25 protein-coding genes, 1 tRNA gene and 2 pseudogenes are annotated in these 26,598 nt (G+C 58.9%); 16 read left to right on the top strand and 12 right to left on the bottom strand.

Features of this window, described 5'->3' with window-relative positions; genetic code table 11:
* Nucleotides 1–20: 20 nt before the first annotated feature.
* Together AC1D17_RS08615 and AC1D17_RS08610 are read right to left on the bottom strand one after the other, a co-directional pair.
* Nucleotides 21–1,169 (bottom strand): DUF2213 domain-containing protein, encoded by a 1,149-nt coding sequence (locus tag AC1D17_RS08615; RefSeq protein WP_477564974.1) that lies wholly within the window; start codon nt 1,167–1,169, stop codon nt 21–23.
* Nucleotides 1,170–1,595: 426 nt separating this feature from the next.
* Nucleotides 1,596–2,756 (bottom strand): annotated as a pseudogene (locus AC1D17_RS08610) (anti-CBASS protein Acb1 family protein); the annotation flags it as partial.
* On the opposite strand from AC1D17_RS08610, the pseudogene AC1D17_RS08605 reads away from it, so the two are divergent.
* Nucleotides 2,755–2,907: pseudogene (locus AC1D17_RS08605) on the top strand (transposase); the annotation flags it as partial. The pseudogenes AC1D17_RS08610 and AC1D17_RS08605 sit on opposite strands and share 2 nt — an antisense overlap.
* Here AC1D17_RS08605 and AC1D17_RS08600 read toward each other — a convergent pair.
* The 4 genes from AC1D17_RS08600 to AC1D17_RS08585 all read right to left on the bottom strand — a co-directional run bounded on the left by AC1D17_RS08600 (nt 2,878) and on the right by AC1D17_RS08585 (nt 5,232).
* Nucleotides 2,878–3,327 carry a hypothetical protein gene (locus AC1D17_RS08600; RefSeq protein WP_477564973.1) on the bottom strand — a complete coding sequence of 150 codons (450 nt, stop codon included), beginning with the start codon at nt 3,325–3,327 and terminating at the stop codon, nt 2,878–2,880. The pseudogene AC1D17_RS08605 and the gene AC1D17_RS08600 overlap by 30 nt on opposite strands.
* Before the next feature lie 426 nt (nt 3,328–3,753).
* Nucleotides 3,754–4,074 (bottom strand): hypothetical protein, encoded by a 321-nt coding sequence (locus tag AC1D17_RS08595; protein WP_477564972.1) that lies wholly within the window; start codon nt 4,072–4,074, stop codon nt 3,754–3,756.
* Between the two features lie 91 nt (nt 4,075–4,165).
* Nucleotides 4,166–4,870 carry a hypothetical protein gene (locus AC1D17_RS08590; RefSeq protein ID WP_477564971.1) on the bottom strand — a complete coding sequence of 235 codons (705 nt, stop codon included), beginning with the start codon at nt 4,868–4,870 and terminating at the stop codon, nt 4,166–4,168.
* Between the two features lie 152 nt (nt 4,871–5,022).
* Complete coding sequence (locus AC1D17_RS08585) at nt 5,023–5,232, bottom strand: hypothetical protein (protein WP_477564970.1); 210 nt, start codon at nt 5,230–5,232, stop codon at nt 5,023–5,025.
* A 446-nt stretch (nt 5,233–5,678) separates the two neighbouring features.
* Between AC1D17_RS08585 and AC1D17_RS08580 the strand changes: the two genes are divergently transcribed.
* The 9 genes from AC1D17_RS08580 to AC1D17_RS08540 all read left to right on the top strand — a co-directional run bounded on the left by AC1D17_RS08580 (nt 5,679) and on the right by AC1D17_RS08540 (nt 14,043).
* Nucleotides 5,679–5,882, top strand: coding sequence for a hypothetical protein (locus AC1D17_RS08580; protein WP_477564969.1), 204 nt, complete (start codon nt 5,679–5,681; stop codon nt 5,880–5,882).
* 45 nt (nt 5,883–5,927) lie between these two features.
* Nucleotides 5,928–6,263, top strand: a complete 336-nt coding sequence (locus AC1D17_RS08575; RefSeq protein WP_477564968.1) for a hypothetical protein — start codon at nt 5,928–5,930, stop codon at nt 6,261–6,263.
* 303 nt (nt 6,264–6,566) lie between these two features.
* Complete coding sequence (locus AC1D17_RS08570) at nt 6,567–6,773, top strand: hypothetical protein (protein WP_477564967.1); 207 nt, start codon at nt 6,567–6,569, stop codon at nt 6,771–6,773.
* A gap of 207 nt (nt 6,774–6,980) precedes the next feature.
* A tRNA-Leu gene (locus AC1D17_RS08565) sits at nt 6,981–7,065 on the top strand.
* 39 nt (nt 7,066–7,104) lie between these two features.
* Nucleotides 7,105–7,602, top strand: a complete 498-nt coding sequence (gene gpt, locus AC1D17_RS08560; RefSeq protein ID WP_264218728.1) for a xanthine phosphoribosyltransferase — start codon at nt 7,105–7,107, stop codon at nt 7,600–7,602.
* 138 nt (nt 7,603–7,740) lie between these two features.
* Nucleotides 7,741–8,331 carry a hypothetical protein gene (locus AC1D17_RS08555; protein WP_477564966.1) on the top strand — a complete coding sequence of 197 codons (591 nt, stop codon included), beginning with the start codon at nt 7,741–7,743 and terminating at the stop codon, nt 8,329–8,331.
* A 631-nt stretch (nt 8,332–8,962) separates the two neighbouring features.
* Nucleotides 8,963–12,775, top strand: coding sequence for a vitamin B12-dependent ribonucleotide reductase (locus AC1D17_RS08550; RefSeq protein ID WP_477564965.1), 3,813 nt, complete (start codon nt 8,963–8,965; stop codon nt 12,773–12,775).
* A gap of 542 nt (nt 12,776–13,317) precedes the next feature.
* Nucleotides 13,318–13,545 carry a hypothetical protein gene (locus tag AC1D17_RS08545; protein ID WP_477564964.1) on the top strand — a complete coding sequence of 76 codons (228 nt, stop codon included), beginning with the start codon at nt 13,318–13,320 and terminating at the stop codon, nt 13,543–13,545.
* Nucleotides 13,546–13,608: 63 nt separating this feature from the next.
* On the top strand, nt 13,609–14,043 hold the full coding sequence (locus AC1D17_RS08540) for a hypothetical protein (RefSeq protein WP_477564963.1): 435 nt from the start codon (nt 13,609–13,611) through the stop codon (nt 14,041–14,043).
* Between the two features lie 285 nt (nt 14,044–14,328).
* Here AC1D17_RS08540 and AC1D17_RS08535 read toward each other — a convergent pair whose 3' ends face one another.
* Genes AC1D17_RS08535 through AC1D17_RS08515 form a run of 5 tightly spaced genes read right to left on the bottom strand, consistent with a single transcriptional unit; the run spans nt 14,329 to nt 19,754 of the window.
* Nucleotides 14,329–15,345 carry an ABC transporter ATP-binding protein gene (locus tag AC1D17_RS08535; RefSeq protein WP_477564962.1) on the bottom strand — a complete coding sequence of 339 codons (1,017 nt, stop codon included), beginning with the start codon at nt 15,343–15,345 and terminating at the stop codon, nt 14,329–14,331.
* Nucleotides 15,342–16,337 carry an ABC transporter ATP-binding protein gene (locus tag AC1D17_RS08530; protein WP_477564961.1) on the bottom strand — a complete coding sequence of 332 codons (996 nt, stop codon included), beginning with the start codon at nt 16,335–16,337 and terminating at the stop codon, nt 15,342–15,344. The genes AC1D17_RS08535 and AC1D17_RS08530 overlap by 4 nt, the downstream gene beginning before the upstream one ends.
* Nucleotides 16,330–17,238 carry an ABC transporter permease gene (locus AC1D17_RS08525; protein ID WP_477564960.1) on the bottom strand — a complete coding sequence of 303 codons (909 nt, stop codon included), beginning with the start codon at nt 17,236–17,238 and terminating at the stop codon, nt 16,330–16,332. Before AC1D17_RS08525 ends, AC1D17_RS08530 begins: the two co-directional genes overlap by 8 nt.
* Complete coding sequence (locus tag AC1D17_RS08520; protein ID WP_477564959.1) at nt 17,229–18,164, bottom strand: ABC transporter permease; 936 nt, start codon at nt 18,162–18,164, stop codon at nt 17,229–17,231. The genes AC1D17_RS08525 and AC1D17_RS08520 overlap by 10 nt, the downstream gene beginning before the upstream one ends.
* Before the next feature lie 12 nt (nt 18,165–18,176).
* A complete protein-coding gene (locus AC1D17_RS08515) occupies nt 18,177–19,754 on the bottom strand; it encodes a nickel ABC transporter substrate-binding protein (RefSeq protein ID WP_477564958.1) in 1,578 nt (525 codons plus the stop codon).
* A 308-nt stretch (nt 19,755–20,062) separates the two neighbouring features.
* Between AC1D17_RS08515 and AC1D17_RS08510 the strand changes: the two genes are divergently transcribed.
* From AC1D17_RS08510 to chrA, 6 genes are all read left to right on the top strand, one after another.
* The gene (locus AC1D17_RS08510) at nt 20,063–20,848 is read left to right on the top strand and encodes an aspartate/glutamate racemase family protein (RefSeq protein ID WP_477564957.1); all 786 of its coding nucleotides are present in this window, start codon (nt 20,063–20,065) and stop codon (nt 20,846–20,848) included.
* Between the two features lie 2 nt (nt 20,849–20,850).
* Nucleotides 20,851–21,549 carry a flavin reductase family protein gene (locus tag AC1D17_RS08505; RefSeq protein WP_477564956.1) on the top strand — a complete coding sequence of 233 codons (699 nt, stop codon included), beginning with the start codon at nt 20,851–20,853 and terminating at the stop codon, nt 21,547–21,549.
* Nucleotides 21,550–21,860: 311 nt separating this feature from the next.
* A complete protein-coding gene (locus tag AC1D17_RS08500; protein ID WP_477564955.1) occupies nt 21,861–22,142 on the top strand; it encodes a metal-sensing transcriptional repressor in 282 nt (93 codons plus the stop codon).
* Nucleotides 22,143–22,150: 8 nt separating this feature from the next.
* A complete protein-coding gene (locus AC1D17_RS08495) occupies nt 22,151–23,371 on the top strand; it encodes a nickel/cobalt efflux transporter (RefSeq protein ID WP_477564954.1) in 1,221 nt (406 codons plus the stop codon).
* 211 nt (nt 23,372–23,582) lie between these two features.
* Entirely contained in the window at nt 23,583–24,404 is an 822-nt protein-coding gene (locus AC1D17_RS08490; RefSeq protein WP_477564953.1) for a chromate resistance protein ChrB domain-containing protein, read from the top strand.
* 1 nt (nt 24,405) lies between these two features.
* Nucleotides 24,406–25,818 (top strand): chromate efflux transporter, encoded by a 1,413-nt coding sequence (gene chrA, locus AC1D17_RS08485; protein ID WP_477564952.1) that lies wholly within the window; start codon nt 24,406–24,408, stop codon nt 25,816–25,818.
* A 214-nt stretch (nt 25,819–26,032) separates the two neighbouring features.
* Here the strand turns inward: chrA and AC1D17_RS08480 are convergent, their stop codons facing one another.
* The gene (locus AC1D17_RS08480; protein ID WP_477564951.1) at nt 26,033–26,515 is read right to left on the bottom strand and encodes an Lrp/AsnC family transcriptional regulator; all 483 of its coding nucleotides are present in this window, start codon (nt 26,513–26,515) and stop codon (nt 26,033–26,035) included.
* Between the last annotated feature and the right edge of the window lie 83 nt (nt 26,516–26,598).

Raw genomic sequence — 26,598 nt, 5'->3', positions numbered from 1 at the left:
GGATACGGTCGGGAAAGCCATTATGCGTTCTCCTTCTGAGTGCCCATCCAGGCGTTGGCGTCGCGCGCCAGCATCTGCCGGTAGGCGGCGTCGGAATCATTGGGGTTGCCGTCCTGCGCTTTGAGGCCGCCCTTGACGACGGTTGCGAAAGGATCGGCGGCGCCCTTGGCAGCATCCTCGACCAGGAGGTCAAAGCGGGCGTCGATATAGGCGTCTGCCTTGCCAGCCACAGCGGCGTCGCCGATCTTGGCGACGACCACAGCCTTGCGAATACCGGAGTCCGTCAGGCCTTCGGTCTTCACGTCCTTGGCGATGGTCTTGGCGACCGCGATCAGGTCGGCGCGAGCCTGCACCTTCTTGTCGAGATCGGCGTCGGACAGAACCTTGCCCTTCAGCGTGTCGATTTCGGCATCCTTCTTGGCCAGATCGGCGTCCTTGGCAGCAAGAGCGGACTGGTGGGCAGTCTCGGCCGCAGCTGCCTTGGTGGTGGCATCGGCAAGCCGGGTCTGCAGCGTGGTGATGACGATCGYACCCTGGTCGGTTACTTCAACCGGGATGCCATCGACGGTAACCGTCTTCAGGGTCATGATCTTTTCCTTCGGTTTCTGATCACTGGTGACAGGGGAAACACCCCAGTTTCCCGCACCGTCACCGATGCGAGCTTGAGAACCGGCCCGYGCTCGATCGACGATGGCGAGATGGTTGATCTTGATGTTGCGCTGGACGGCATCGAACTGGTGGCCGTCTGCCGTAGTGCCAGGCGTCCAGTCGAGCTGGCATTCATAGCCGGCAGACAGCTCGCGCTTGCCACTCTCGACCGATTCAATGGCGTCCTTGTCCTTGAGGATCAGCGGCAACCAAACCCAGTCGCCGTCTTTCTTGGCCGCCGTGCTGACCTCACCAACGGCAAGGTCTTTCCAGCTGCCGGCGTTGACCGCCTCGTCCGGGTGATTGACCGTCACCGGTGCATGGGTGAATGACTGCAAGCTCTTGTCGGAAAAGACTTCTTCGGCCGGGCGATAGACGCGCACCGTGCGCAGATCGGGCTTGCCTACCTCGTCACCCAAATAAAGTTGGATGCCGGTGCGAACCGCCTTGGCCTCCGCAACCAGGTAGCCGTCGGCGGTCCGGCGCGTACCGGCTAAAGTAATTGCATCCAGGAATTGCATTAGCGCCATCTTATAGTAAGCTGTTGCTGCGAACTTGTAATGGGGGGAACAATGAAAGCTTTCATCGCAACAATCTGTGCAGCGGTCACAGCACTGCTACCAGTCCGCGGATTTGCGGACCAAACATTCGCGACAGCTGATATCGTGCTCAGCAGCCCCGAAAACATGACAACGACGACTATCCGTGCCACCGGCGATACACAGCCGAGAGGTGGGAACTACGTCTTCGAGGGAACGGTTGTTTATCTGCAGACAGGAAAAACAGTTCCCATTTCGGTCACAGTTCCCGCTGATCCAATGATCGCAAAAACAGGTTTAGGAGACACGGGCGATATTCGGATTTCAGAGCGCTTCGTAGGGAGCAGCAAAATTCCTTCGGGTACGCTGAATAAGGTTGTCTATTCCATCGAAGGCCAGCGAAGCGGATCAATTATCGTGACTGATGATCCCATCCCCGTGGTTGTCTATCTCATTGTTGGAGCAGTTACGATTGTGCTTGGGTGGGCGATCATTGAAAAAGGACCTTGCAATGGAAAGTTCGAGTCGCGAACAACTGTTGACGCCAAAGGCAAACTGACCCACGAGACGATATGCACGCCGGTTTAAATCCAATGACCGATGGCCGAGCATGAGAGACGCGCTCCACACGAGTTGCCAACCGGGGTGACGTGCGTAAACACGCTCATCATGCGATGTCGCTGCTTGTGCCGCTGCTGCAGCTGCCAGTTCCTCTTCAGACGGCTCCTGCTCGCTCAAGGTCCCATAGGTCTCCATCGCGGCATCGAGGCCAGGCAGAACGCCGTCCTCCACGAGGCGATTGACCAGAGCATCAGAAACCGCCTCGCGCGGGATGATCTCTTGCCCCGTGCCAGTGCCCACCAACTGACGGGCGGCATCGGCCGTCGTCTTGAAGATGTCGGCGCGTTCCTTCTCGCTCATCTGTTCGAGCGGTGCCCACTGATAGTAGACGTCTGGATCCTTCACGTCGGCCGATCGCTCAAGGCACTCGTCGAGCCGAACCATTGCCGGCTGTATTTCGAGCTCCTGAATGGACTGGATGCGATCGTGGTAGTTCTTCATGTCGCTGGCGCCGGTGGCGTTCATGCCGGCAGGTGACTGGCCTAGAAGGCGCGTGACCGGGATATCAGCCGCTCCCGAGACAATCTGCATGAACGCCATGAGGATGTCCGTCAGACCAGCGAGCGACGCGCTCTTGCTCTCGTATTCCTCTTCTTTGTCGAGAAGTAGCGTTCCGTTGATTCCCTTGGACATGTTGGCGAGGCTGTAGCGCTCAATGATTTTAGAGCGATAGACCTCGTTGTTCAACGAAGCCATGAAGTCCGGGATACGGATAATGTCGATCTTCGCCTCAAACACCAGCGAAGCGATATTGCCCGCCGTGCTGTCGGCATTCTTAATTGCATCGAGCGTGGCGGTGAGAACGCTTTCGCCCCAGCCCTGATTGAGAGCGGTGTTCATGTCCTCGTCTGGCGCCATCGCTCCGGAAAGAAGCACCAGGCGCGAGGGGTGAATGACGATGTGTTCGCCGGCCACACCGTCGAGGGTGTAGTCCTTCGGGCGACCAAACCGTATCGAGCGCCTGTTCAACAAGCTCAAGCAGTTCCGGCGTGTAGCCACCCGCTATGATAAAACGGAAAGGTCGTTCGCTGCGTTTCTTGCTCTGGCTGCCGTTCGCGTCTGGCTGCCATCATTCATCGGGACGGTCCACAAGCCATGAGGTGATCGGAGCCTCACCAGTTCGGACGTCTTTATAGGTCGAGCTAATCTTACTCAGCACCGCCTTGTCGTCCGTATCGATCTCGTAAAACGTGCTGTCGACGGCTCGGATTATAACCCACGTCTTGTCTGACTGCGTGTGTCCGGAGCCTAAGAACTCGCCCCAGATAACCTGCCGCGTTTTCTCCGCCAAGGCAGCTAGATCAGAGCCCGAGAGCCGGGCATTGTCCTGAGCCAATGCCTCCAATTGCTCGCCACCTTCACCTATTGCCTCAAACCATTCGTGCCCAGGTTTGGACGACTTGACGGTCGAAACAATCCAATTTGCCTGCAAAGACCGAGGTGTCAAAAGCCGCAGTAAGTCTCTGAGATCAAGCGCGAGGACATTCTGTTTGAGATCATAAATCCTAAGTATCGCCATGACGTCCCCCTGAGGCCAGGATTCGCATTGGCAGCAACACTTTGTCAACAGGGCCTAGTTCGGGCCGAAAACTGATCGCCGCGCAAAACCGTTCCTACCAGCCGGTGAGCTATCCACATTTTGCGATATGATTATTCTAGTATTTAGGGGGGGATGCGTGACGTGGCGCTGCCGGTTTCAATACTCTTGGGCTTCGCGATGCTGAGCGCCGCAATCCACACGAAAGAGAACGACTTCCAAACCTGTATGCGAATGACCGATGCAGCGTTGCCATCAAGCTACGGCGGCGGGAACCGTGAACTTGCCGTAGTGGACTCGTGTCAGTCGAAGTGATGTTTCAATCTCCCCCCTCATCAAAAGACACAGAGCGGCGCATCGGCGGAACCGGGCGCTCAAGCCCGGCTCTCCATTTCAGGGCTGCGGGAATTAGCAGATACTTCGAGGACTGAGCGCAGCAGTGTATTCCTCTTTTCCGAGGTCCAGCATGGCATTGTGGCTTTCGAAGACTTCGCCCCTCGACTTGCCGGCGAGAAGGGCGGTATTGCAGGAACCAATCGCTGTTGCGCCGAAGACATCCAGACCAGTCCAGTAGGCACGATACGGGGCCACGAACCGGTCAACGAAGACCGCAACGCCGTCGATTTCCTTGACGCGTGCCTTAACGCGCGTCCACTGATTCTTGTCAGGCGCTCCTTCCATGCCTTCAGTGAAACCTTCAAACCATGCTTTGAACTCGCTCAGGGTCATGCTGTTTCCTTTCGGGCTGGTGGCAAAGAAAAACCCGCCGGCCGGTTTAGGTGGCGGGTGGTGAGATGAACGGTCTCACGAATTTATCCAGTCATTGCCCCGCCGGTGGCGGAGGGGGGACCCACTTGACCGTGGCTTCAGTGGCTGTGATTCCCAAAAAGCATTTATGATCGCCAGTCGTTGGCGCTCCATTGAATTGTTTCACACAGATGCGCTTGCCTGACTTATCAAGTGCAAACTTCTTACCGTCTATAATGGAACCACAGGAAGCGAGAGTTGCCCCAGCACTTKGACGAGATTCTACTGATATCGAGTCCTCCAGAAACACGTACCCGTTATCGGAATCAAAGCACTCCTGAGGACTAATATTGGCGTACTCTCCCGCGAAGGTTTCCTTCGTGAAGGCCGGTCCACCGCTCGGCCAAGGCCTGCTTTCTCCGGTCAGTAGCGCCCGTGGGGCGAGATACGTTCGGGCAGTGACTGTATTGGAAGGGCTCCCGTCAGTTGGCTTCGTTTTCAAGAACATGACGATCGGCAAGGTTGACCAAGCGGAGTCTGCAAGAAGCTGTACCGTGCATTTGTCGCCCGGCGTGTAGATTTTGTCTTTCTTGAGGCATTCTCCGTTCGCCAGAACCTGCGTACCTTTAGGGCTCAAGTAAACGTCGCTCAGCAGCTGCAGCTCCTGCCCCTTCAGCAGAGCGTCGTTCGGTTTGATATACTGAATGTGCAAGAGCGTTTGAATGCCTTGCTCATCCAGCGGTTCAAATCGAAGGCTCAGTCCCCCCTTCGCGCCCATACAGTCATTCCAGGCTTTGATAATTGCGGCTTGGCCTGACATAAGGAGATAGGAGCTATTGTCCTTGGCAATCTGCGTGAAGCTGTAGGTAGACGAAACGCTGGTTTTCAGTCGGGATGCATCATCATAGGTGAGGCTCCCAGGTATACCCTCTATCTCAAGCCCCGCTGCTGCCTTCCTTTTTTTTCATCATCGGTCTGCGCGTCGAGCGTCGAGAGCACCGCAGTATTGTAGTAGGTGTCCTTCTTGATCGATACGGAATCCATCACCTTATTTATCAGAACATCTTTACATTCATCGTCGGCAAGTGCTGGTGAACACCAAACAGCGCCAACTACGATCAGTGAATAAAGCCGTCTCATGATCGCCCCCTAATTAAGAAGAAGGCGAAGAATATCACAACTTGCGCGTAGAGGCGACTCGCCCAAAAATGGTGTCGCCCCAGCGCAAAGCTTCACGCTCGCGCCGAAGATTGTTTGTCTCGAGATGCTCGATCAGCGCGCAAGGTCTGCGCTACTACGGATCGTAAAATGGCTTGGCATCACCCGGACTTCTCAGCCTACGACTGCCTGCCTTCATGGTCTATGCGTCTCAATAATCGGTTGGCCCCGGTGAAAGGATTTGGTTGTGGGGGCAGGATTTAAACCTGCGGCCTTCAGGTTATGAGCCTGACGAGCTACCGGGTTGCTCTAGTCTGTTTCGGGCGGATATGGGCGGCCAACGTTCATGTCTTGCCTTTGGCGAGAGCCTGAGCGAACTTCTCGCGCCGGGCGTTTTTAGGACTGGCATGGGGCACCTTGGAGATGAGATGGCAGAGCAACTGGTAGAGTTGACGCGGGTAGAAACATCCGTTGAGGTCGAGGTGATAATCTCAATGCTTAACGCATACGCGATTTACACATCACATGGACCAAGAGGCCGAAATGAAGCCTTCTCGGTCCTTGTTGTCGATTCGGATTTCGAAGACGCGAAGGCTTTGCTGAACGCTGTCAGCGATGAAACGAACGAATAATACCGGGCGGTTAAGCCCGGCTCTCCTTTTAAGCGTGGGATAGCAATGAAAACACTCAAGCTTTTGGGGCGTTTCACCAGCGCGCTCCGTGAACTGGGGAGATCTGTGTGGTGGTGCGACGAGGTAGAGTTCCTGTTTGCGATTGTAGCCGAGAGCCGACCTGACTTGCTCGAAAGGTCACTTTTCGCCGAAAGAGCGAGAAGCACACTTGAGATGGAAAGGCTCCTTAAACTGGTTTCAGTGGAACTGATAAAGCTGCAATCGGAAGGCAAAATCGACGAAAATATCGACCTTCCTGATTTCGATACCCTTCGATTAAATCACTCAACGAAGACACTTCACCAGGGACATAGCTATCGCTGTGTAAAACTGTTTCCATAGAGTGTTTGGGCCGCCTATCGTCGATCGGACGCACTTCAGGGGAGATGCGTGCTGTGCGGTATAGCTACCAGATAAATTTAATTTGCCGCCGTTGTGGCGCCAGGGGCATCGCCGATGTTGCGCAAACAGGCGATGAATTCACGAACCAGCTACATTTTAACGTCGAACACGTCACAAAAGGGTTTTACGTGTCGAAGCCCACGGACTCCCCAGCGACTATGGAGATTAGCTGCACCCAATGTGACGCCGTTGTAGAACAGAATAGGACATCAAGGGAACCGGGCGGTTGAACTGCAGGAGCATTTGGCCACCGTTGATAAGACAGCGCTGCTGATCACGACCCGCGCCGACGGTCGCGCCTGGGCTGGCGAGGTGCAGATGCAGACCGATGTCAGTCATTACCCGCGGGCATTGGAAAAGGATGGGAAGATTGGCGCCGGAACGACGCTGCATGGGCTGCGGGTGACCTATGCCGCCGATCTGAGGGGATCAGGGGCAGATGCTGGATAGGTCGCCGCAGCGCTTGGGGATAAGTCCGAACGGATGGGCACGCATTACACCCGGCACGTTGAAAATGAGGCCAAGGTAATTAGAGCTTTTAAGGGCAAGCAGAACAAGTGACCGGAACGACACGGGAACGACTTTTGCAAAACACGAGGGAGAACCTGCAAAACATTTACTTGACGAAAAGAAGCAAGTGTTTGAAAGGAAACGCAGGCGGACGTGGCGAAACTGGTAGACGCAAGGGACTTAAAATCCCTCGGAGAGATCTGTACGGGTTCGACCCCCGTCGTCCGCACCACTCCCGAAACCGGATGCCTCGATCAACTGGAGCTTGAGCATGTCACTTCCTGATAAAGCATTTCCCGTATCCTGGGACCAGTTTCACCGCGATGCGCGCGCGCTTGCATGGCGCCTTGCCGACAATGGCGGCGAGTGGAAGGCGATCGTCTGCATCACCCGGGGCGGCCTCGTTCCGGCGGCGATCGTCTGCCGTGAATTGAACATCCGGCTGATCGAAACGGTCTGCGTTGCCTCCTATCATGATTATGATGCGCAGGGGCAGATGTATGTCCTCAAGGGCATTTCGGAAGAGCTGAAAGCCGATGGCGGCGAAGGCGTTCTGATCATCGACGACCTCACCGATACCGGCAAGACCGCAGCGGTGGTCCGCGCCATGCTGCCAAAGGCGCATTTCGCTGCCGTCTACGCCAAGCCGAAAGGCCGGCCGCAGGTCGATACTTTCGTCACGGAGGTCAGCCAGGACACCTGGATCTACTTCCCCTGGGACATGGGTTTCACCTATCAGGAGCCGATCGCCAAGGGATCGCGCGGCTAACAACGGGTCGCGCGAAACCAGACAGTGGTTGGTGATGCGTCTGGGGGGCCTGTTCCTCTGCAGCGCTGCCACGGCGGAAGCAAGTGCCCGAACAGAATGCCCCAAGGCCTTTCTCAACGGATCGCATGGGAAGGACAGATGATCGTGGGCAGGATGCTCTTCACCGTTGCGGCTGGCGCAGTGTTCTGTTTGATACAGGCTGCGCCGTCATTGGGCGGCGACGTTCACGTGGAGCCGGTGACGGCCTATGTCGAGACCAATATCCGGGCTTGGATCAAAGACCCGGTCATCATCGAAGCGCTGAAGCGCCAGAACGCGCTTCATGACCACCTCACCCGGCGCACGATCGAGGGGCTTGACGCGGCCTGGCGCGCCGAATTCTCCAGCAACGTCCATCCGTTGATCGATACGGTGGTCGGGAACCCGCTGTCGAAATTCCTCAAGGACAAGCAGGTCGCCTCCGGCGGCGTCATCACCGAAATCTTCGTCATCGATGCCAAGGGCCTGTCCGTTGGCGAAAGCGAGATCAGTTCCGACTATTGGCAGGGCGACGAACCGAAATGGCAAAAAACCTATCATGCAGGGACTTCGGCCCTCTTCGTCGACGAGGCGGAGAAAGATGAATCGACGCAGACGCTGCAATCGCAGGCCAGCCTGACGGTGTTCGATCCGCAGTCCGGTCAGCCGCTCGGCGCCATCACCATCGGTATCAATCTCGACGCCCTTTAGCGGCGGGCTCGAATCAGTTTTGTCAGGCGCCACATTTCACGCGCCTTGGCTATGGCCTGCGGGCACCATGGTAAATATAGTGTGGTTTCTCACCCGCAAAATTTTGCAAAATCACCTGCCGCTGCGGACGGCGCTGGAGGGAACCCGGCGAAGCGTCTGATTTTGCTGAATTTGCCCTCTGTCCCCGTTTTCCACAGGTCACACACACAACATCTGGTGTTCGCAATTACGACACAAACCAGCCCTTGACGGAATCGGGTCGAATGCCGTTAATGATTTCTACGTTGCGGCGGCGGCGGGACCGGAAAGTTACGAGACCGGTTCATTTCAGAAGAAATCGTCTGTGTTTTCAGGCGGCCCGGTGGATGATCCGCCGGTCGCGACGGTTATTTTTTGTGATCTCTCCAGACGCCAAACACGTCACAAAAAGCTGGCGTAAAGAAGTTGTTGATACTATATTTAGTGTTTGCAGCTAAAAACAGCACAAGATAGAGGGTTTCCCCGAGACGGGTTTCCCATCAGAGCGGAAAACGGAAACTGGCTGCGCAGCACCCGCGCGGCCGGACGAGAACAATTGCGCCCTGAGCCTTGAGACGGCTCGGGCATGCGGCAAACAAAGGACAAGGGACAGATGCAGATCGAACGTCGTTTCACCAAGCCAGGCCAATCGGCCTATGCTGAAATTGAGTTCCGCAAGGCCATCAGCGAGATCAAGAATCCCGATGGCTCGATCGTGTTTCGTCTTGCGGATATCGACGTGCCCGCGCAGTTCAGCCAGGTCGCAGCCGACATTCTGGCCCAGAAATATTTCCGCAAGGCCGGCGTTCCCGCGCGCCTGAAGAAGGTCGAGGAAAATTCCGTTCCGTCCTGGCTGTGGCGCTCCGAAGCCGACCTCGCTGCCATGAAGGATCTGCCGAAAGAAGAGCAGTACGGCTCGGAGACGGACGCCCGTCAGGTGTTCGATCGCCTGGCCGGCACCTGGACCTATTGGGGCTGGAAGGGCAACTATTTCGCCTCGGAAGAAGCTGCGCTCGCCTTCCGCGACGAGCTCGCCTATATGCTTGCCACCCAGCGCGTCGCACCAAATAGCCCGCAATGGTTCAACACCGGCCTTCACTGGGCCTATGGCATCGACGGTCCCGGCCAGGGACATTTCTACGTCGACCCCTTCACCAACAAGCTGGTGAAGTCGAAGTCGTCCTACGAGCATCCGCAGCCGCATGCCTGCTTCATCCAGTCCGTCGGTGACGATCTCGTCAACGAAGGCGGCATCATGGATCTGTGGGTGCGTGAAGCCCGCCTGTTCAAATACGGCTCCGGCACCGGCTCCAACTTCTCCTATCTGCGCGGCGAAGGCGAGCGGCTTTCGGGCGGCGGCAAGTCGTCGGGCCTGATGTCGTTCCTGAAGATCGGCGACCGCGCCGCCGGTGCCATCAAGTCGGGCGGCACCACGCGCCGCGCGGCCAAGATGGTCGTCGTCGATATCGATCACCCGGATATCGAGGACTACATCAACTGGAAGGTCAAGGAAGAGCAGAAGGTCGCTGCGCTGGTGACCGGCTCGAAGATCGTCGCCAAGCACCTGAAGGCGATCATGAAGGCCTGCGTCAACTGCACGGCCGACAACGATGCCTGCTACGACCCGAAGCAGAACCCTGCCCTCAAGCGCGAGATCAAGGCCGCCAAGCAGAGCCAGGTTCCGGAAAACTACGTCAAGCGCGTCATCCAGTTCGCCAAGCAGGGCTACAAGGATATCGAGTTCAAGACCTACGACACCGACTGGGATTCGGAAGCCTATCTCACCGTATCGGGCCAGAACTCCAACAATTCCGTCTCCCTGAAGGACGATTTCTTGCGCGCCGTCGAAGCGGACGGTAACTGGAACCTTACCGCCCGCAAGGACGGCAAGGTGATGAAGACGCTGAAGGCGCGCGACCTGTGGGAACAGATCTCCCACGCCGCCTGGGCATCGGCCGATCCGGGCCTGCATTTCAACACGACCATGAACGACTGGCATACTTCGCCGGCCGCCGGCCCGATCCGGGCGTCGAACCCGTGCTCGGAATACATGTTCCTCGACGACACGGCCTGCAACCTTGCCTCGCTGAACCTCCTGCAGTTCAAGGATGCCGCCACCAAGAACATCAACATCGCCGATTACGAGCATGCCGTGCGCCTGTGGACGCTGGTTCTCGAAATCTCGGTGATGATGGCACAGTTCCCGTCCAGAGAAATCGCCGAGCGCTCCTATGAGTACCGCACGCTCGGTCTCGGCTATGCCAATATCGGCGGCCTTCTGATGTCCTCGGGCATCCCCTACGATTCCACCGAAGGCCGCGCCATTGCCGGTGCCCTCACCGCCATCATGACCGGCGTCTCCTATGCGACCTCGGCCGAAATTTCGGCCAAGCTCGGTCCGTTCCCCGGCTTCAAGCCCAACCGCGACTCGATGCTGCGCGTCATCCGCAACCATCGCCGCGCCGCCCATGGCGAAACCCAGGGCTATGAAGGCCTGTCGGTCGATCCTGTGGCATTGATCCACAATGAATGCCCGGACCAGGACCTGATTACCCATGCCAAGGCGGCCTGGGACAAGGCACTGACGCTTGGCGAACAGCACGGCTACCGCAACGCCCAGGTCTCCGTCATCGCGCCGACCGGCACGATCGGCCTGGTCATGGATTGCGATACGACCGGCATCGAGCCCGATTTCGCGCTGGTGAAATTCAAGAAGCTCGCCGGCGGCGGCTACTTCAAGATCATCAACCGCGCCGTTCCGGAAGCGCTGCGCACGCTTGGTTACTCGGAAAGCCAGATCGCCGAGATCGAGGCCTATGCCGTCGGCCATGGCAATATCAACCAGGCGCCGGCCGTCAACCCCGGCTCGCTGAAGGCCAAGGGCTTCACCGACGACAAGATCGAGGCGATCAACGGCGCCACCAAGGCTGCCTTCGACATCAAGTTTGTGTTTAACCAGTGGACGCTTGGCCTTGATTTCCTGAAGGAAACCCTGAAAGTCACCGACGAGCAGCTCGCTGATATGAGCTTCAACCTGCTCGAGCATATCGGTTTCTCCAAGAAGGACATCGAAGCCGCCAACATCCATGTCTGCGGTGCGATGACGCTGGAAGGCGCACCGTTCCTGAAGGCCGAACACCTGCCGGTTTTCGATTGCGCCAACCCTTGCGGCAAGATCGGCAAGCGTTACCTTTCGGTCGAAAGCCATATCCGCATGATGGCGGCTGCCCAGCCGTTCATCTCCGGTGCTATCTCCAAGACCATCAACATGCCGAACGAGGCGACGGTCGAGGATTGCAAGGCCGCCTACATGCTCTCCTGGAAGCTGGCGCTGAAGGCCAACGCCCTTTACCGCGATGGCTCGAAGCTGTCCCAGCCGCTCAACGCCTCGCTGATCGAGGACGATGAGGACGAGGATGCGATGGAGGATTTCCTGGCTGCACCTGCCGCCGCCCAGGCCGTCACCGTCACCGAAAAGATCATCGAACGCGTCATCGAGCGGGTCACCCGCGAGCGCGAAAAGCTGCCGAACCGCCGCCAGGGCTATACCCAGAAGGCGATCGTCGGCGGACATAAGGTGTATCTGCGCACCGGCGAATTCGGCGACGGCCGCATCGGCGAGATCTTCATCGACATGCACAAGGAAGGTGCTGCCTTCCGTGCCATGATGAACAACTTCGCCATCGCGATTTCGCTCGGCCTGCAATACGGCGTGCCGCTGGAAGAATACGTCGAGGCCTTCACCTTCACCAAGTTCGAACCGGCCGGCATGGTCCAGGGCAATGACGCGATCAAGAACGCCACGTCGATCCTCGACTACGTATTCCGCGAACTTGCCGTCTCCTACCTGAACCGCCACGACCTTGCTCATGTCGATACGTCCGATTTCGGCAACACGGCGCTCGGCAAGGGCATCCAGGAAGGCAAGACCAACCTGATCTCGACCGGCTGGACCCGCGGCCACAAGCCGACGCTCGTCTCCGGCGGCCAGATCGACCGCACCTCCGGCGAGCCGAAGGGTGCGGCAACCGCAGCCCCTGCCCGCGCTGGCGCCACCGGCACGGTCACCGCCTTTGCCGGCAGTGCCGCCCGCAAGCTCGAAACGGTCACCGCCGTCTCCACCTCCGAAATCGTCGCCTTCAAGCGCGATTACGAGGAACGCGCCGCTGAACTTGCCGAGGAGATCGCCGAAGAGCACACGGTCGATGGCGAGCCCGACGTCACCGCCCTCTTCTCCGACAAGGCCGCCGCCGAAGCCGCCGCCGCCAAATCGGATGCCAAGAAGCTGGAAGCCGAACGCCGCATCCGCTCGATCGCACAAGGCTATACCGGCAACATGTGCTCGGAATGCCAGAACTTCACGATGGTGCGGAATGGGACGTGCGAGAAGTGCGACACGTGCGGCGCCACGAGCGGGTGCAGCTGATCGCCTGTTGTAACGAGCAGCCAAACCCGGTCAAAAACTGAAGGGAAACGGACATTTCACACTCTGTAATTGTAGAGACCTGACAAACTCGCGGTCAATGCAATCGCTGGGAAATACGACAGAAAACCGATCCGTTCGAACATCGTCAAAAAGGAGCACCGGGCACATACGCGCCCGGTGCTCCAATTTAAGAAAACAAAGCGGCCAAGGGCACGACAAATTCGCCCTGAACCGTCGAAGAAAATGCAGTTTTGAAGTGGCTTGCGAAAAGTGGTCAGCTCGCGGAACATTCATTGTTCCAGCACATGCCAGCGATCATGCATTGTCTCTGATTTCATCACAGGCCGCGGTGGAATCTTGCTTGGCTCAGCCCGCGCAAAGCCCGATCTTGACATCGACGCCGCCTAAGGTCCGATCGGTTAGTTCGCCGATCTCGAACATCGCCGGAAACAGCGCGCAGGAACTGTGAGCAAGAGTCCCGCAAGTTGCAAATCTGCGACTAACCCCAGCTTTCCGAGCGCAATACCGTAAGGAACACAGCAATGACCATCTCTTGTGTCCCAAAGCGAAGCTATATCAAAGAGCAACGCAGCCATCCAGTAAATCTGGTGATAACTGCCTCGGCAATGAGTATATTGTCGGCAACTTATTGCTATAGCCAAACTTTGACGGACGCTATTGCAGATTCTATTTACGGTAATGACCGTAAATTAACTTACGAAGGAAAGAATATTAAAGACATGACGATGCTTGTCTTCCCAGACGCGTAGAAATTCTTTGATGAAAACGTTAATGCATTAATTTCAGATCTTAATATTGTGAAACGCAATTTCGTGACAGGCTCGGATCCAACAAAAAATGGCACTATAACGGTTGTTTCTAAAGAAGAAAAATCTCAGTCTGCGATGGCAGTCAAACAATTTCCGGCATTATTGGGACGTTATGCATCGATACTCGAGTTGGGAAAGCCAATTAGCGGATTGAAAGTCAAGAAAAACTATATTTCAGAAGTTATTTTTGATTTTGAATGCACATCAGTAAGCTATTATATTAAGAATGACAGTGGTTATATAAAGTTCATGGTAATAACGTTAGAAGAAGAAAGTCCGGATAGTGCGGGTGAATGTATATACAGGCAAACCATGTCGTTTATTGGAATGACTGGCGCTGCCGTGTCTGCGAATCTTTTAGATAGATCCAAAGTATACGATCAATATAAAACCATCGTGCGAATGAATATTGAGTACGGGTCAAGGTTTAACAATTAAAACTACATAGTCTGGATACATTATGGACCAGCAAGAAGCGGCGGAATTAATCCGACTTCAACAGCATTATCTCAATAAGTACGGAACCGGAGGTATGTGGGGGCCGGCCGTACAACTTAGAAATCAAGACCGTGCTAGAGAAGATGGCACAGCAGCCTTGAATGCAAAAAAAGCCCCGCTCGAAAGCGGGGCAAGCGCGCATCCAGAGGGGACGCGGAGGGAACAAAAAACTGGCAGAAAGCGCCGCCGATTCCGGTTCGCAACCGGCGAGCGCGTCCTGCGATATCAGGCGGCCGATACCTCGTGGTGAGTGAGAGCCGACCGCTGACCCCGATGAATGTCCGGGGCGAAAATGCAGGCGGCGGTGTGGCCTGGCGAAAGGCTATGGGACGGCGGTATAGCCCTGGCACAGTCGTCCACCGCCAGGGGGCAGCGGGTTCGGAACCGGCAGCCGGAGGGTGGGTTTGTCGGGCTCGGCACCTCGCCGATCATCAACGGCCCCTTGCGAAGCTTCTCGATACGCGGATCCACCTCGGGCGCTGATGCCAGCAGCATCTGCGAATAGGGGTGGCTCGGATGGTCGTAGAGCTCCTGAGACGTGCCATGCTCGACGATCTTTCCGAGATACATCACATAGACCCGCGACGCCGCCTGCCGCACCAGCGCAAGATCATGGGCGATGAACAGGCATGCCACGCCAAGGTCCTTCTGCAGACGCAGAAAGAGGTTCATCACCTGCGCGCGGATGGAAAGATCGAGTGCGCTCACGGGCTCATCGCAGATCAACACCCTCGGGTTCACGGCGAGCGATCTGGCAATCGCCACGCGCTGGCGTTGGCCGCCGGAGAGTTCGCGCGTGTGACGGTCCCTCACCGCGGATGCCAGGCCGACCTGATCCAGAAGCTCCTTGGTGCGACGGTCCCGCTCCTCAGGCGACCTCGTGCCGGCGATCACGAGAGCTTCATCGATCGCCTCGCCGACCGTTTGGCGATCGTTCAAGGATGAATAAGGGTCCTGGAAGACGTACTGCAGCGCCCGGCGGCTGTCACGCAGGGCTGATCCCGAAAGGGCGCTGAGATCGACGCCGTCGAGCAACACGCGTCCGCTGCTGGCCTTCTCGAGGCCGACAATGGTGCGCCCGAGCGTCGACTTGCCGCAACCGGATTCCCCGACCAGGCCAACAATCTCACCCGGATAGAGCTCGATCGAAACATCATCGACGGCGTGGACAAATTTGCCCCGCTGAACGCTCTTGAAGCGAGTCTGTAGATTTTCGACTTTAAGAACAGGTGCTTGGGTCATGCGGCGGCCTTTCCTTGATTGACGACAGGGCAAGCCACGAGAACCGCGCTGTCAACCGACCGGATCAACGGGGGGCGGCTGTTTCTGCATGAGGGGACGACGAGTTCGCAGCGCGGAGCAAGGGCGCAGCCCGTGATCGGCGCGCCGAGTGTCGGCGGAATGCCCGGCAGTCCCCGGAACTGCGAACCGATCGGGTCCTCTCGCCTCGGTATCGCGTTGATCAGCCCCTTGGTGTAGGGGTGACGCGGGCTCACCAGAACCTTGTCGACCGGCCCGCATTCAGCGGCGCGAGCCGCATACATGACCACGATGTTATCGGCCGCACCGGCGACCACTCCCATGTCGTGGGTGATCAGCACCATCGCCATGTTGAGCCGGCGCTGCACGTCCTTTAGCAGCCGCAGGATTTGTGCTTGAACGGTCACGTCAAGCGCCGTCGTGGGCTCGTCGGCGATCAGCAGCTTCGGCTCGCCCGCAAGGGCAATGGCGATGACGATGCGCTGCCTCAACCCTCCGGAAAGTTCATGCGGGTATTGCCGCAGCCGTGCCAAGGGATCGGAGATCCCGACAAGCTTCACGAGCTCGAGGGCACGTGCCTCGGCTGCCCTGGGCGTCATGTTGAGATGCAGTTCGGCCATCTCGGCAATCTGCCGCCCAATGCGGCGCACCGGGTTGAGGGCACTCATCGGGTCCTGGAAGATGAAGCCGACGGACTTGCCGCGAAGCTTCTGGATCTCGGGTTCGGGCATGCCGATCAGTTCGCGCCCCTCAAGCTTGACGGAGCCGGAGAGCATCGTCGTCACACCCGTCGGCATCAGGCCGAGCGGCGCGAAGTTCATCACCGTCTTGCCGCTGCCGCTTTCGCCGACGATGGCGAGACATTCGCCCTGCCGGACGGAATAGCTGACACCGTCGACGGGGCGCACCGCCGATTTCGCGGTCAACAGATTGACCGTCAGGTTGCTGACGTTCAGGAGCGGTTCGTCACGCATTGGAATTCTCCTTGCTCCAGCTTGCGACCTCAAGCCGGCGCGCTGCGATCATGCGCCGGGTAAGAGGCTTTGGAATGCGGTTGAGCGCGATGGACTCCCCGAGGATGTTGAAGCCGATGACGGCTGCCGTCAGAGCAAATCCGGGGAGCAGAACCTGACGCGGATCGGATTCGAGATAGGGCAAGGCATCGACGAGCATCTGCCCCCATTCCGCCGTCGGCGGCTGGATGCCGAGGCCGAGGAAGCTCAGCGTCGCGACTGCCAGGGCCGCCGTGCCGGCATCGGCCGTCGCGTAGACCATGACAGAGCCGATCGTGCCGGGGAGGAGATGACCGAAATAGATGCGCCAGGGGCTGGCTCCGAGCACCCGCAACGCCTCGATATGCGGCTTGCTCATGATGCTGACGGCCACGGCGCGGCTGATACGGCCACTCATCGGCCACCAGGCAAGCGCCAGTGCCAGCACCATCGTCCAGTATCCGGGGCCGACGATCCCGATCACGGCCAGCGAGATGATCAGGCTCGGGACCGACAGACCCACGTCAACGACGCGCATCAGGAGGTCGTCCACCCAGCCCCGATGGTAGCCGGCGATTGTTCCGAGAACGATGCCGATGGTCATGGCGATACCGAGAACCGAGCCAACGCTGACCAGCGACGTGTTCGCGGCGATAATCAAGCGGCTAAACGTATCACGTCCGAGGTGATCGGTTCCGAGCCAGTGGGCGGCCGACGGACCGAGACTGGCCCCCAGCAGGTCTTGGGTGCTGGGGTCCTGGGGGGCGAGCCAAGGCGCGAAAGTACCAAGTGCAACGAATAGGCCGATGGTGATCAATGCCGCCCGCGGCATCTTGTTCAATCGGGCCAGGATAGAATTGAGCATGGTCATAATCAGCTCCATTGGCGGCGAATGCGTGGATCGGTCAGCAGAACCGCCAGATCGACGACCAGGTTCACCACGATAAAGAAGGCGAGGAAGATGAGCAGGCATGCCTGCACCACCATGAAGTCGCGAAAGCGGACGCCGGCGAGGAAGTAGTCACCGAGGCCCTGCCAGGCGAACAGCGGTTCCACGATGATCGCTGTGGCTGTCATCAACCCAACCTGGGTACCGAGCGCGTTGATGAAGATAGGCGTGATGTTGGGCAACGCATCGCGGAGCAATATGGCTGTGCGGCCAAGGCCCTTGCTCTTGGCGGTCAGAACGAAGGGACTGGTCATCGCTTCTTCCAAACCGACCCGCACGACGCGGCTGAGAACGGCGGCGGGAAGAACGGCAACGGTGAGCCATGGCAGGATCCAGCTTTTGGGGCCGTCGAAACCGAACGACGGCAAGAGCTGGAAGGTGACCGAAAAGGCATAGATCATCAGAGCGCCGACGAAGAACGTCGGCGTCGATGCGCCGAGGAGCGCCAGACCGCGCGATACGCGGTCCGGCAGTTTGTAGGGCCAGAAAGCACCGACGAACCCGAGAGCCAGGCTGATGAGGGTGGCGAATACGGCCGAGCCCGCAATCAGAATCCCGGTGACCAACATCCGGTTCGCCAGGTCTGCGCTGACCTCCTGTCCTGTCCTGTAGGAAATGCCGAAGTCGCCGCGAACGGCATCCCCAAGCCAATCCACGTAGCGCACCAGCAACGGCTTGTGCAGTCCTATCTCTTCGGCGACCTGTTCGACATAACCCGGTGTAGCGGCCGCCCCGCGAAGCTCCGCGATCAGGACGGCAACATTGCCGGGCGCCGATACAACGAGTGTGAAGCAGACCAGGGATGCCATGAACAAAAGAACCAGGGAATGCTTCAGCCGTTTGCTGATGAAGTGGATCAAGACAACCTCCTCTTACTCGGCCAGCAGAATGTTTTCGTATGGCATGTCGTATTCGGTGACCGGGCTGCTGAAGCCATGCAATCGCTTGGAATGCGCCCAGATGCTCGGCACGTAGACCAGCGGCGCAATCGCGTCGTTGTCCCGCAGCCAGTCGTAGACCTTCTGGATGGTCGGCTGAATCTGATCACCCGTTGCCAGCATTGCTGCGTTGATCAATGGATCCAGGTTGGCCGGATCGGTGACCAACTTGCCCTCGACGTCGTTGTGGAAGGTCGACAGGCACAGTCCCACGATCGAGCCGAACGGATCGTAAGGCGCGCCGTAAGTCAGGAAGAATCCGAGGTCGTACTTCTGCTCCAGCATGTCCGTGTGCTTGGAGGCATGGTCGACCGAGCGAATGACGAGATCGATGCCGATCTCCTTCATCTCGGACTGGATGACTTCGGCAATGACACGCGATCCCGGCACGGCGTCCGGGCTGACGACCAGTTCGAGCGTCAGCGGCTTGCCGTCCTTGGACCGGATCGGGCTTCCCGTCCAGCCGGCCTTTTCGAGCAGTGCCGATGCGGCCGCCGCATCGCGGACGGGTGCATCATGTTGCGTTCCGGCATAGGGCAAGGCGCCCGAAAACATGTTGCCGGCGGGCTTGGCGTAGCCATGGTAGAGCACCTTGGAGATCGCCGCGCGATCGATGCCAATGCTGACGGCCTTGCGCACCTGCGCATCCTTGAGTGCCTCGGCACGGTTGGGGTTGAACGCCATCACGAGCGTAACGTTGCCCGGATCTACGACGACATTGAAGCCGGCCCCTTCGAGCTGCTTGCCCTCTTCCGGGGTCAAGGGCGCGATCCAGAAACCGCCGACCAGATCGAGTTCGCCGGCACGCAGCGCCGCAACCCGTGAGCGGGCATCGGGAATGACCTTGGCTTCAAGGCGCTCATAGGACGGCAACTCGCCCCAGTAGCCTTCGTGATGCTCGAAGACGCTCTGGGTATCGTCCGCGCTGACCTGACGCCACGGCCCGGTCCCCACAGGCTCCTTGAACTTGCCGTCGGCACCCACGGATTTGGGCGACAGGAAGCGCGTCGGCCGCGTGTAGGAGAGTTCCTGCATGAGCGCGAGGACCGGCTCCTTGAAATGCAGGGTGATGTGGTAGTCGTCGACCACGTCAAGCGATTGGAAGTGCTTTGAGCAATTCATCCAGGTGAACTGCTCGAGCCCCATCCAGCGTTCGAGATTCCATTTGCACGCTTCGGCATCGAACTTGGTGCCGTCCTGGAACGTCACGCCCTGACGCAACGTCAGATGCAGCGTCTTGCCGCCGTCTTCGATCTTCCAGTCGGTCGCCAGGCAAGGCTCGATCTGACCGCCCTTGCCGTACTTGACGAGCGGCTCGAACATCAGGTCCTGGATCGCCCAGATCGCATAATGGCTTTGCGGATCGAGGTTGCCTGCCGGCTTGGCAATGGCAACCCTGAGCGTGCCTGCGGCACCTTGGGCATAGGCAATTTTCGACAGGGCGCCTTGCGCCACGGCCAAGCCGATAGCGCCGGCCGCCCCCTGCAGGAACGTACGTCTCTTCACTGACATGAGTTTTTTCCTCCTTTGTGGCGCTCCCAGCGCCGGCCTAGACGAACGGTCCTCTTACCGTTTTGTATAGACATAATAGATATGCCATGTATACAATTGATCGTCAACTTCGTATTTTGTATCGTCCAACAATCCATCCGAAAAAATCGGAGATCGAAGGGTATCGGGAGGAAGATGGATGACGGCCATCGACTTTTTTGCCACGATTGGCCTAGTGGGGCGTGGAATATCCGACATCGGCCGCTTGTCGGTGTACAAATGCTTTCATAGAAAACTACGTTAATTGTATACCTAATGGGAGGAATTGAATGCTGATCAAACTGATAAATCCAAATACGACCGCAACGATGACAGAGCTCATGGGTGACACCGCTCGAATGGTTGCTGCAGCTGGAAGCGAGATTGTCCTGGCGACGTCGCGCTCGGGCGCAGCTTCGATCGAAGGGCACTACGACGAGGCTTTGAGCGTGCTGGGCTTGGTCGATGAGATCGCGCAAGGGGAGCCGGCGGACGCCTACATCATCGGCTGCTTCGGCGATCCCGGCCTGCTCGCCGCCCGCGAAATCACCGCCTCACCAGTCCTGGGTATCGCCGAATCCGCCATGCATGCGGCGACGTTCGTGGCGACAAGCTTCTCTATCGTGACGACCCTTGAGCGAACGCGGATCATCTCCGAGCACCTCGTCCGCAGCTACGGGATGCAGAACCACTGCCGGCGCGTACGCGCCACCGACGTGCCCGTGCTCGACCTCGAAAAGCCGGGTTCGACAGCGGATGCTGCGATACTGGCGGAGTGCCAGAAAGCCCTCATCGAGGATCGCGCAGAAGCGATCGTGCTCGGCTGCGCTGGCATGTCGAACCTCGTCGAACGTTTGCAGCAACGGCTGGGCGTTCCCGTCATCGACGGCGTTGCCGCCGCGGTCAAGTTCGCCGAGGCGATTGTGGGCATGGGCCTGCGGACGTCGAAGGTCGGCGATCTGGCCTATCCGTTACCGAAAGCCTATGCCGGAAAATTGGCGGACTACGCCCCGGCCAGGCTGAACTTGCGTCACAACAACAGCCGCGCAGCGCTCGCATCAACCGCACGGAGCTAGTCATGGATTTCGATTTTGCCGAACTACCGGAAAAGGACCGCTACCGTCTGCTTTGCAGCTTCGTCGGGCCGCGGCCGATCGCCCTCGTCACCACCATTGACGAACAGGGCTGCAAGAACGCAGCACCCATGAGTTTCTTCAACGTCTTCTCGCACGATCCGCCCCTGTTGATCCTTGGCATGCAGACGCGCCCAGACGGCAATGCGAAGGACACAGTCGCCAATATCCGCCGCTCGGGCGAATTCGTCGTTCACATGGTGGACATGGCGATCGCCAAGGAAATGATCATCACCGGCATCAACTTCCCAAGCGATGTCGACGAGATCCAGGTCTCCGGGCTGACAAGCGTGCCTGCCGTCAAGGTCGCACCGCCACGTATCGAGGAATCACCCTGCGCCATGGAATGCCGCGTGTCGCAAATCCTCGACTACGGCCGCCGCTCGATCGTCATCGGCGAAGTCGTGCAGATGTATGTCCGCGACGAATGCCTGGATGCGAGCGGCCGCCATGTCCTTCCGGAAGTCTACCAGCCTATCGCCCGCCTGCATGCCAACAACTATATCGCCGCCGACAATCAGTTCGTGCTGAAAAAGCCTGACGAGTTCGCTCACCACGATATCGCTGCCGGCTATGGCGAGCCTCTCCCCGAGGTGAAGGGGGAGGAAGGAGAAGGCCTCGATCGAAAGATCGGACGAGCGTAAGCGCGCGCGGGCCGAAGCGCCGAGGAGGCGCTTCGGCCCGGAGCGGACGGACCGCGAGGAATGCTCTCCTGTCTCAAGTATCGACGATACTTTGCCTGGGGCCGCCTATGTCGGCTACTCGCAAAACCACTAGGTTGATAAATCGCGGACTTAAGGTGTTTTGAGACAACGCCATGTTCACAGACGCGATTCGCGGAGAAGCAGACCAGTTGGTGGCCGATCTATGTCGCGCTGCGATCATCAGTCATCGGCTGGCACCGGGGGCGAAACTGCCTTGACTGTATCCCCTCCAGGGGGATAGCATTCAACCCATGACAGATCAGGCTCACATTCATGAAACCCATCCGGACATCATCAAACGGCTGAAACGCGCGGAGGGCCACCTGCGCAGCGTGATCGCCATGATCGAGGCGCAGAGACCCTGCGTCGATGTGGCGCAACAGCTTCATGCTGTTGAAAAAGCCGTCTGCCAGGCGAAGAAGACGCTGATCCAGGATCACCTCGACCATTGCCTTGAAGACGCAGTCGGCGGCCTCGGCAGCGAGCAACGCCGGACGATCGACGAGTTCAAGACCATCACCAGGTACCTGTGAGGTTCGATATGACGAGCTTTGCCGACCTGATCAGCCAGGGATCGGCCCACGCCTGGCTGTTCATCCCAAGCGCCATTCTCCTGGGCGCTCTCCACGGGCTGGAACCCGGGCACTCCAAGACAATGATGGCCGCGTTCATCGTCGCCGTTCGCGGCACGGTCGGACAGGCTGTTCTTCTCGGAATCGCCGCAACCGTCTCCCACACCATCATCGTCTGGGCGATCGCGTTTGCTGGCCTGTACATCTGGCAGGGCGTCGATGCCGAAGCATTCGAACCCTATTTTCAACTAGCATCGGCCGCAGCCATCATCGCCATTGCGCTATGGATGTTGTGGCGCACATGGCAGGATCAGACGATGGCCAAGGCGGCCGCCGCGCGCGATCACGCCGGACACCGCGATCACAACCACGGGACATCCCACACTCACGGGAGCCATGGCGGCCACTCTGATGTTCGTCGCGTCGACACGGGTCACGGCCTTGTCGCCCTCGAAGTGTTCGACGATGGCGTGCCACCCGTATGGCGATTGCGCACCGAGCGCGGTCACGCTTGGTCGGCGGCCGACGCGACTGTGATCACGGAACGGCCCGACGGCAGCCGTCAGGCGTTCGCCTTCGCCGACAAGGGCGTTTATCTCGAGTCCACCACGGACATCCCCGAGCCGCATGAATTCATGGCCCGCCTGAGCCTCGGCCACGGCAACCACACCCATGACTACGATCTGTCGTTCGTCGAGGGCCATGGACATGACCATATGCATGAGGAGATGAAAGGACTCGATGTCGCCACGGGCGGCTACCAGGACGCCCACGAACTGGCACACGCCAACGACATTCGCAGGAAGTTCGCAGACCGCAACGTCACGACTTGGCAGATCGTCCTTTTTGGATTGACGGGCGGCCTCATCCCCTGCCCAGCCGCGATCACGGTTCTTTTGCTGTGTATCCAGCTCAAGGCGTTCTCCCTTGGCTTCGTCCTGGTGCTGTGCTTTTCGGTCGGTCTTGCCATCACACTTGTGACGGTCGGCGCAATCGCCGCGCTGAGCGTCCGGCAGGCCACGAGGCGCTGGAGCGGGTTCAGCACGTTTGCCCGTCGCGCGCCCTATTTCTCAAGCGCGCTGATCATTGCGGTCGGCGTCTACGTGGGCATTCAGGGATGGGTGGGGCTCCAGGCCCATGCTGCAACGACACCGTCCGCGACCGATCAGGAATGGCCCCGTTCGGGATGACCGGTTTCGGCGGTGCAGGTTCTCGTCGCGGCCTACGAGCTTTGCTCGCACCAGGCGTCGTGCAAAGCGGGACGGCGTTCGTCCGTCTCGTCGCAAGGCGCTTGACAGTTTGCAAGGATCGTCTCAAAACTCTTGCTATGGGGTTGCGATCACCCCACGAGGCGACAGCCGAAGTATCGCGTCCAGCAACCGATCAACGGAAGGACGCGCCATGTCATCCCTTCTTGAAATATCTCCCGACAAGCTTGGGCGCCTTATTGGCACCCCGAAAAGCCCGGTGCTCATTGATGTCCGCACTGACGAGGACTTCGATGCCGATCCGAGGCTGATCCCCGGCTCCGTCCGCCGGGACTACCGTACCCTCGACACCTGGATCGGGTCTCTCGCCGGAAACTCTGCGATCATCATCTGCCAACGCGGCCAAAAACTCAGCCATGGCGTGGCAGCGTGGCTGCGGCAGGCCGGAATTCCAGCCGACAGTCTGGAAGGCGGCTTCGAGGCCTGGACCGCCCAGAAACTTCCCGTCGTTCCCGTCTTCCTGCTGCCTCCCCGCAATGCCGCCGGGCAGACCGTATGGGTCACCAGAGCGCGGCCCAAGATCGACCGCATCGCCTGCCCCTGGCTCATCCGCCGTTTTGTCGATCCGAACGCGGTGTTTCTCTTCGTGCCGCCATCGGAAGTCGAACTCGTCGCGGACCGCTTCGGCGGCGCGCCTTTCGACATCGAGGCGGACATCCGGTGGAGCCACCGCGGCGAATTGTGCACCTTCGATGTCATGGTCGAGGAGTTCGGTCTTGCGTCGGAACCATTGCTTCGGCTAGCGACGATCGTCCGCGGGGCCGACACGGCACGCCTCGACCTGGCCCCCGAGGCCCCCGGTCTGCTGGCGGCCTCGCTCGGGCTGTCGCGGATGTTTGCCGACGATCACGAGCAACTGGAGGCAGGCCTCCTTCTCTACGACGCTTTCTACCGCTGGTGCAGGGACGCGACCGGCGAGACGCACAACTGGCCCGCCGGCAGAAAGGGTGCCTGACATGACCGACTTTATCGATCGGGCCGCCCCGCCAGCGGCCCCGAAAACCTATGACCATGGCATCTCGTTCAGCGAGGCCTTCCGCGTCTGGTTGCGGATCGCGGCACTGAGCTTCGGTGGCCCTGCCGGACAGATCGCCGTCATGCACCGCATCCTCGTCGACGAGAAGCGCTGGATCGGGGAACATCGCTTCCTGCATGCCCTGAACTACTGCATGCTGCTTCCGGGACCCGAGGCGCAGCAGCTCGCCATCTACATCGGCTGGCTGCTGCACCGGACGGCGGGTGGCCTTGTGGCGGGCATCCTTTTCGTCCTGCCCGGCTTTCTCGCCATCCTCGGCCTCAGCTACATCTATGCCGCCTTCGGCAACGTCACCGTTGTCGAAGGGCTGTTCTTTGGTTTGAAAGCTGCCGTCCTCGCCGTCGTCGTGCAGGCAGTGTTCCGGATCGGTAGCCGGGCGCTCAAGAACAGGCTGATGATCGGCATCGCGGCGGCAGCCTTCGTCGCCATCTTCGTGTTCCAGGTGCCCTTCCCGCTGATCATCCTGACGGCAGGCATCATCGGCTACATCGGCGGCCGCTCCGGCTCGCCGCAGTTCCGTGTTGGCGGCGGACATAAGGCGGGATCGGGACCGACCCTTGCTGATGAAGACTCAGCGCTTGGCGAAGAAATACCCGCGCACGCCCGACCAAACCTCGCCTGGTCGCTCAAGGTGTCGGCCGTTTTCCTCCTGCTCTGGCTGGTCCCGCTCGCTCTCCTCTACCTCTACCTCAGTCCCGACAATGTCTTCACCCAGATCGGCGTTTTCTTCAGCAAGATGGCGGTCGTCACGTTCGGCGGAGCCTATGCGGTTCTTGCTTACGTGGCCCAGGAGGCCGTCCAGCACTTCGGATGGCTCAAGCCCGGCGAGATGCTCGACGGACTTGGCATGGCGGAGACGACGCCGGGGCCGCTGATCATGGTCGTGCAGTTCGTCGGCTTCATGGGAGCCTACCGCGATCCGGGTACGCTCGATCCGATGATAGCGGCAACGCTGGCGGCGATCCTGACGACATGGGTGACGTTCATCCCATGCTTCCTCTGGATTTTCCTCGGCGCGCCCTTCATCGAAAGACTGCGGGGCAACGTCGCTCTGACGGGTGCGATGTCGGCGATTACGGCGGCCGTGGTCGGGGTGATCCTGAACCTCGCGGTCTGGTTCGCGCTTCACACGCTGTTCGCGCAGGTCACGACCTTGCAGCTCGGAGCGATCTCGATCGACACGCCTGCCCTCGGCTCGATCGTCCTTCCATCCGTCGTGCTCTCGATCGCCGCAGCCGTGGCCATCTTCCGCTTCAAGGCATCGGTCATCGCCACGCTCCTGGTCTGCGCGCTCGCGGGGATGGCATGGACACTCGCCACCGCAGGCGTGTGACTGCGAACGCTCCTCTTGCCGTCGTCTCGACAACGCCACTTTGCTTCTTGAAGCGGAAACTGTCGTTTCCGGCCTCAAGGATGTGGCGGTGGTGGGTAGCCTAGCCTCGGTTCGGCTGGCCTTTTGCTGCCCGGAGCTGCCCATGAGTTGCTGCGGTTGGTCGCGCGAATCCTAAAAGTGTGATGCCGTTCGAAATCTGGGCGCGTGTTTGGGACTATCGCAGTTTGCCAAGCTGCACGGGGCGGTTGTTGATGATCGCTTCCATTGAAAAGAAACCGGTCACTGTCGCAAGGTCGAAGTCCGTGATCAGCTTTTGATAGAAAGTGTCATATCCCGACATGCCCCGTGTGACGACCTTGATGAGGTAGTCCCACTCCCCTCCGATCCGGTAGAAATCGATCACTTCGGGGAGTTTCTCCACCCGGTCGCGGAATGCTTCACTCCATTCCTTGGAGTGGTGGCGAGTACGGATCATCACGAAGACGGTGAGATCGAGCCCCAACGCGCGCAGATCGATCTCGCTATGCGCTCCACGGATCAACCCGAGCGAATGGAGGCGCTGCAGGCGCCGCCAGCACGCGTTCTGCGACATTCCAACCTTGTCGGCCAGGTCACGTTGGGAAAGATTCGCATCGACCTGCATCGCAGTCAAAATCTTCATATCAAAATCATCGATTTTCTTCAATTCATCGTTCATTTGATATGATCCGTTCGCAAATTCGCAGAAAATAGGTGAATATTTTTGACCCTGAAGGAGGGTATGATCTGTGTCAATATCCG

Source organism: Pararhizobium sp. P1_E7 (assembly GCF_056405855.1).
The sequence above is the reverse complement of the archived record's forward strand: the minus strand, read 5'-3'. Positions and strand labels throughout refer to the sequence as shown.

Coding starts and splice junctions, on each gene's coding strand:
- AC1D17_RS08585 (WP_477564970.1), bottom strand. CDS start 5,232: ATGAGACGGCTTTATTCACTGATCGTAGTTGGCGCTGTTTGGTGTTCA.
- chrA (WP_477564952.1), top strand. CDS start 24,406: ATGACCGACTTTATCGATCGGGCCGCCCCGCCAGCGGCCCCGAAAACC.
- AC1D17_RS08530 (WP_477564961.1), bottom strand. CDS start 16,337: ATGCGTGACGAACCGCTCCTGAACGTCAGCAACCTGACGGTCAATCTG.
- AC1D17_RS08600 (WP_477564973.1), bottom strand. CDS start 3,327: ATGGCGATACTTAGGATTTATGATCTCAAACAGAATGTCCTCGCGCTT.
- AC1D17_RS08545 (WP_477564964.1), top strand. CDS start 13,318: ATGACCATCTCTTGTGTCCCAAAGCGAAGCTATATCAAAGAGCAACGC.
- gpt (WP_264218728.1), top strand. CDS start 7,105: ATGTCACTTCCTGATAAAGCATTTCCCGTATCCTGGGACCAGTTTCAC.
- AC1D17_RS08595 (WP_477564972.1), bottom strand. CDS start 4,074: ATGACCCTGAGCGAGTTCAAAGCATGGTTTGAAGGTTTCACTGAAGGC.
- AC1D17_RS08535 (WP_477564962.1), bottom strand. CDS start 15,345: ATGACCCAAGCACCTGTTCTTAAAGTCGAAAATCTACAGACTCGCTTC.
- AC1D17_RS08505 (WP_477564956.1), top strand. CDS start 20,851: ATGGATTTCGATTTTGCCGAACTACCGGAAAAGGACCGCTACCGTCTG.
- AC1D17_RS08580 (WP_477564969.1), top strand. CDS start 5,679: ATGGCAGAGCAACTGGTAGAGTTGACGCGGGTAGAAACATCCGTTGAG.
- AC1D17_RS08525 (WP_477564960.1), bottom strand. CDS start 17,238: ATGGAGCTGATTATGACCATGCTCAATTCTATCCTGGCCCGATTGAAC.
- AC1D17_RS08480 (WP_477564951.1), bottom strand. CDS start 26,515: ATGAACGATGAATTGAAGAAAATCGATGATTTTGATATGAAGATTTTG.
- AC1D17_RS08555 (WP_477564966.1), top strand. CDS start 7,741: ATGATCGTGGGCAGGATGCTCTTCACCGTTGCGGCTGGCGCAGTGTTC.
- AC1D17_RS08495 (WP_477564954.1), top strand. CDS start 22,151: ATGACGAGCTTTGCCGACCTGATCAGCCAGGGATCGGCCCACGCCTGG.
- AC1D17_RS08500 (WP_477564955.1), top strand. CDS start 21,861: ATGACAGATCAGGCTCACATTCATGAAACCCATCCGGACATCATCAAA.
- AC1D17_RS08490 (WP_477564953.1), top strand. CDS start 23,583: ATGTCATCCCTTCTTGAAATATCTCCCGACAAGCTTGGGCGCCTTATT.
- AC1D17_RS08575 (WP_477564968.1), top strand. CDS start 5,928: ATGAAAACACTCAAGCTTTTGGGGCGTTTCACCAGCGCGCTCCGTGAA.
- AC1D17_RS08510 (WP_477564957.1), top strand. CDS start 20,063: ATGCTGATCAAACTGATAAATCCAAATACGACCGCAACGATGACAGAG.
- AC1D17_RS08550 (WP_477564965.1), top strand. CDS start 8,963: ATGCAGATCGAACGTCGTTTCACCAAGCCAGGCCAATCGGCCTATGCT.
- AC1D17_RS08515 (WP_477564958.1), bottom strand. CDS start 19,754: ATGTCAGTGAAGAGACGTACGTTCCTGCAGGGGGCGGCCGGCGCTATC.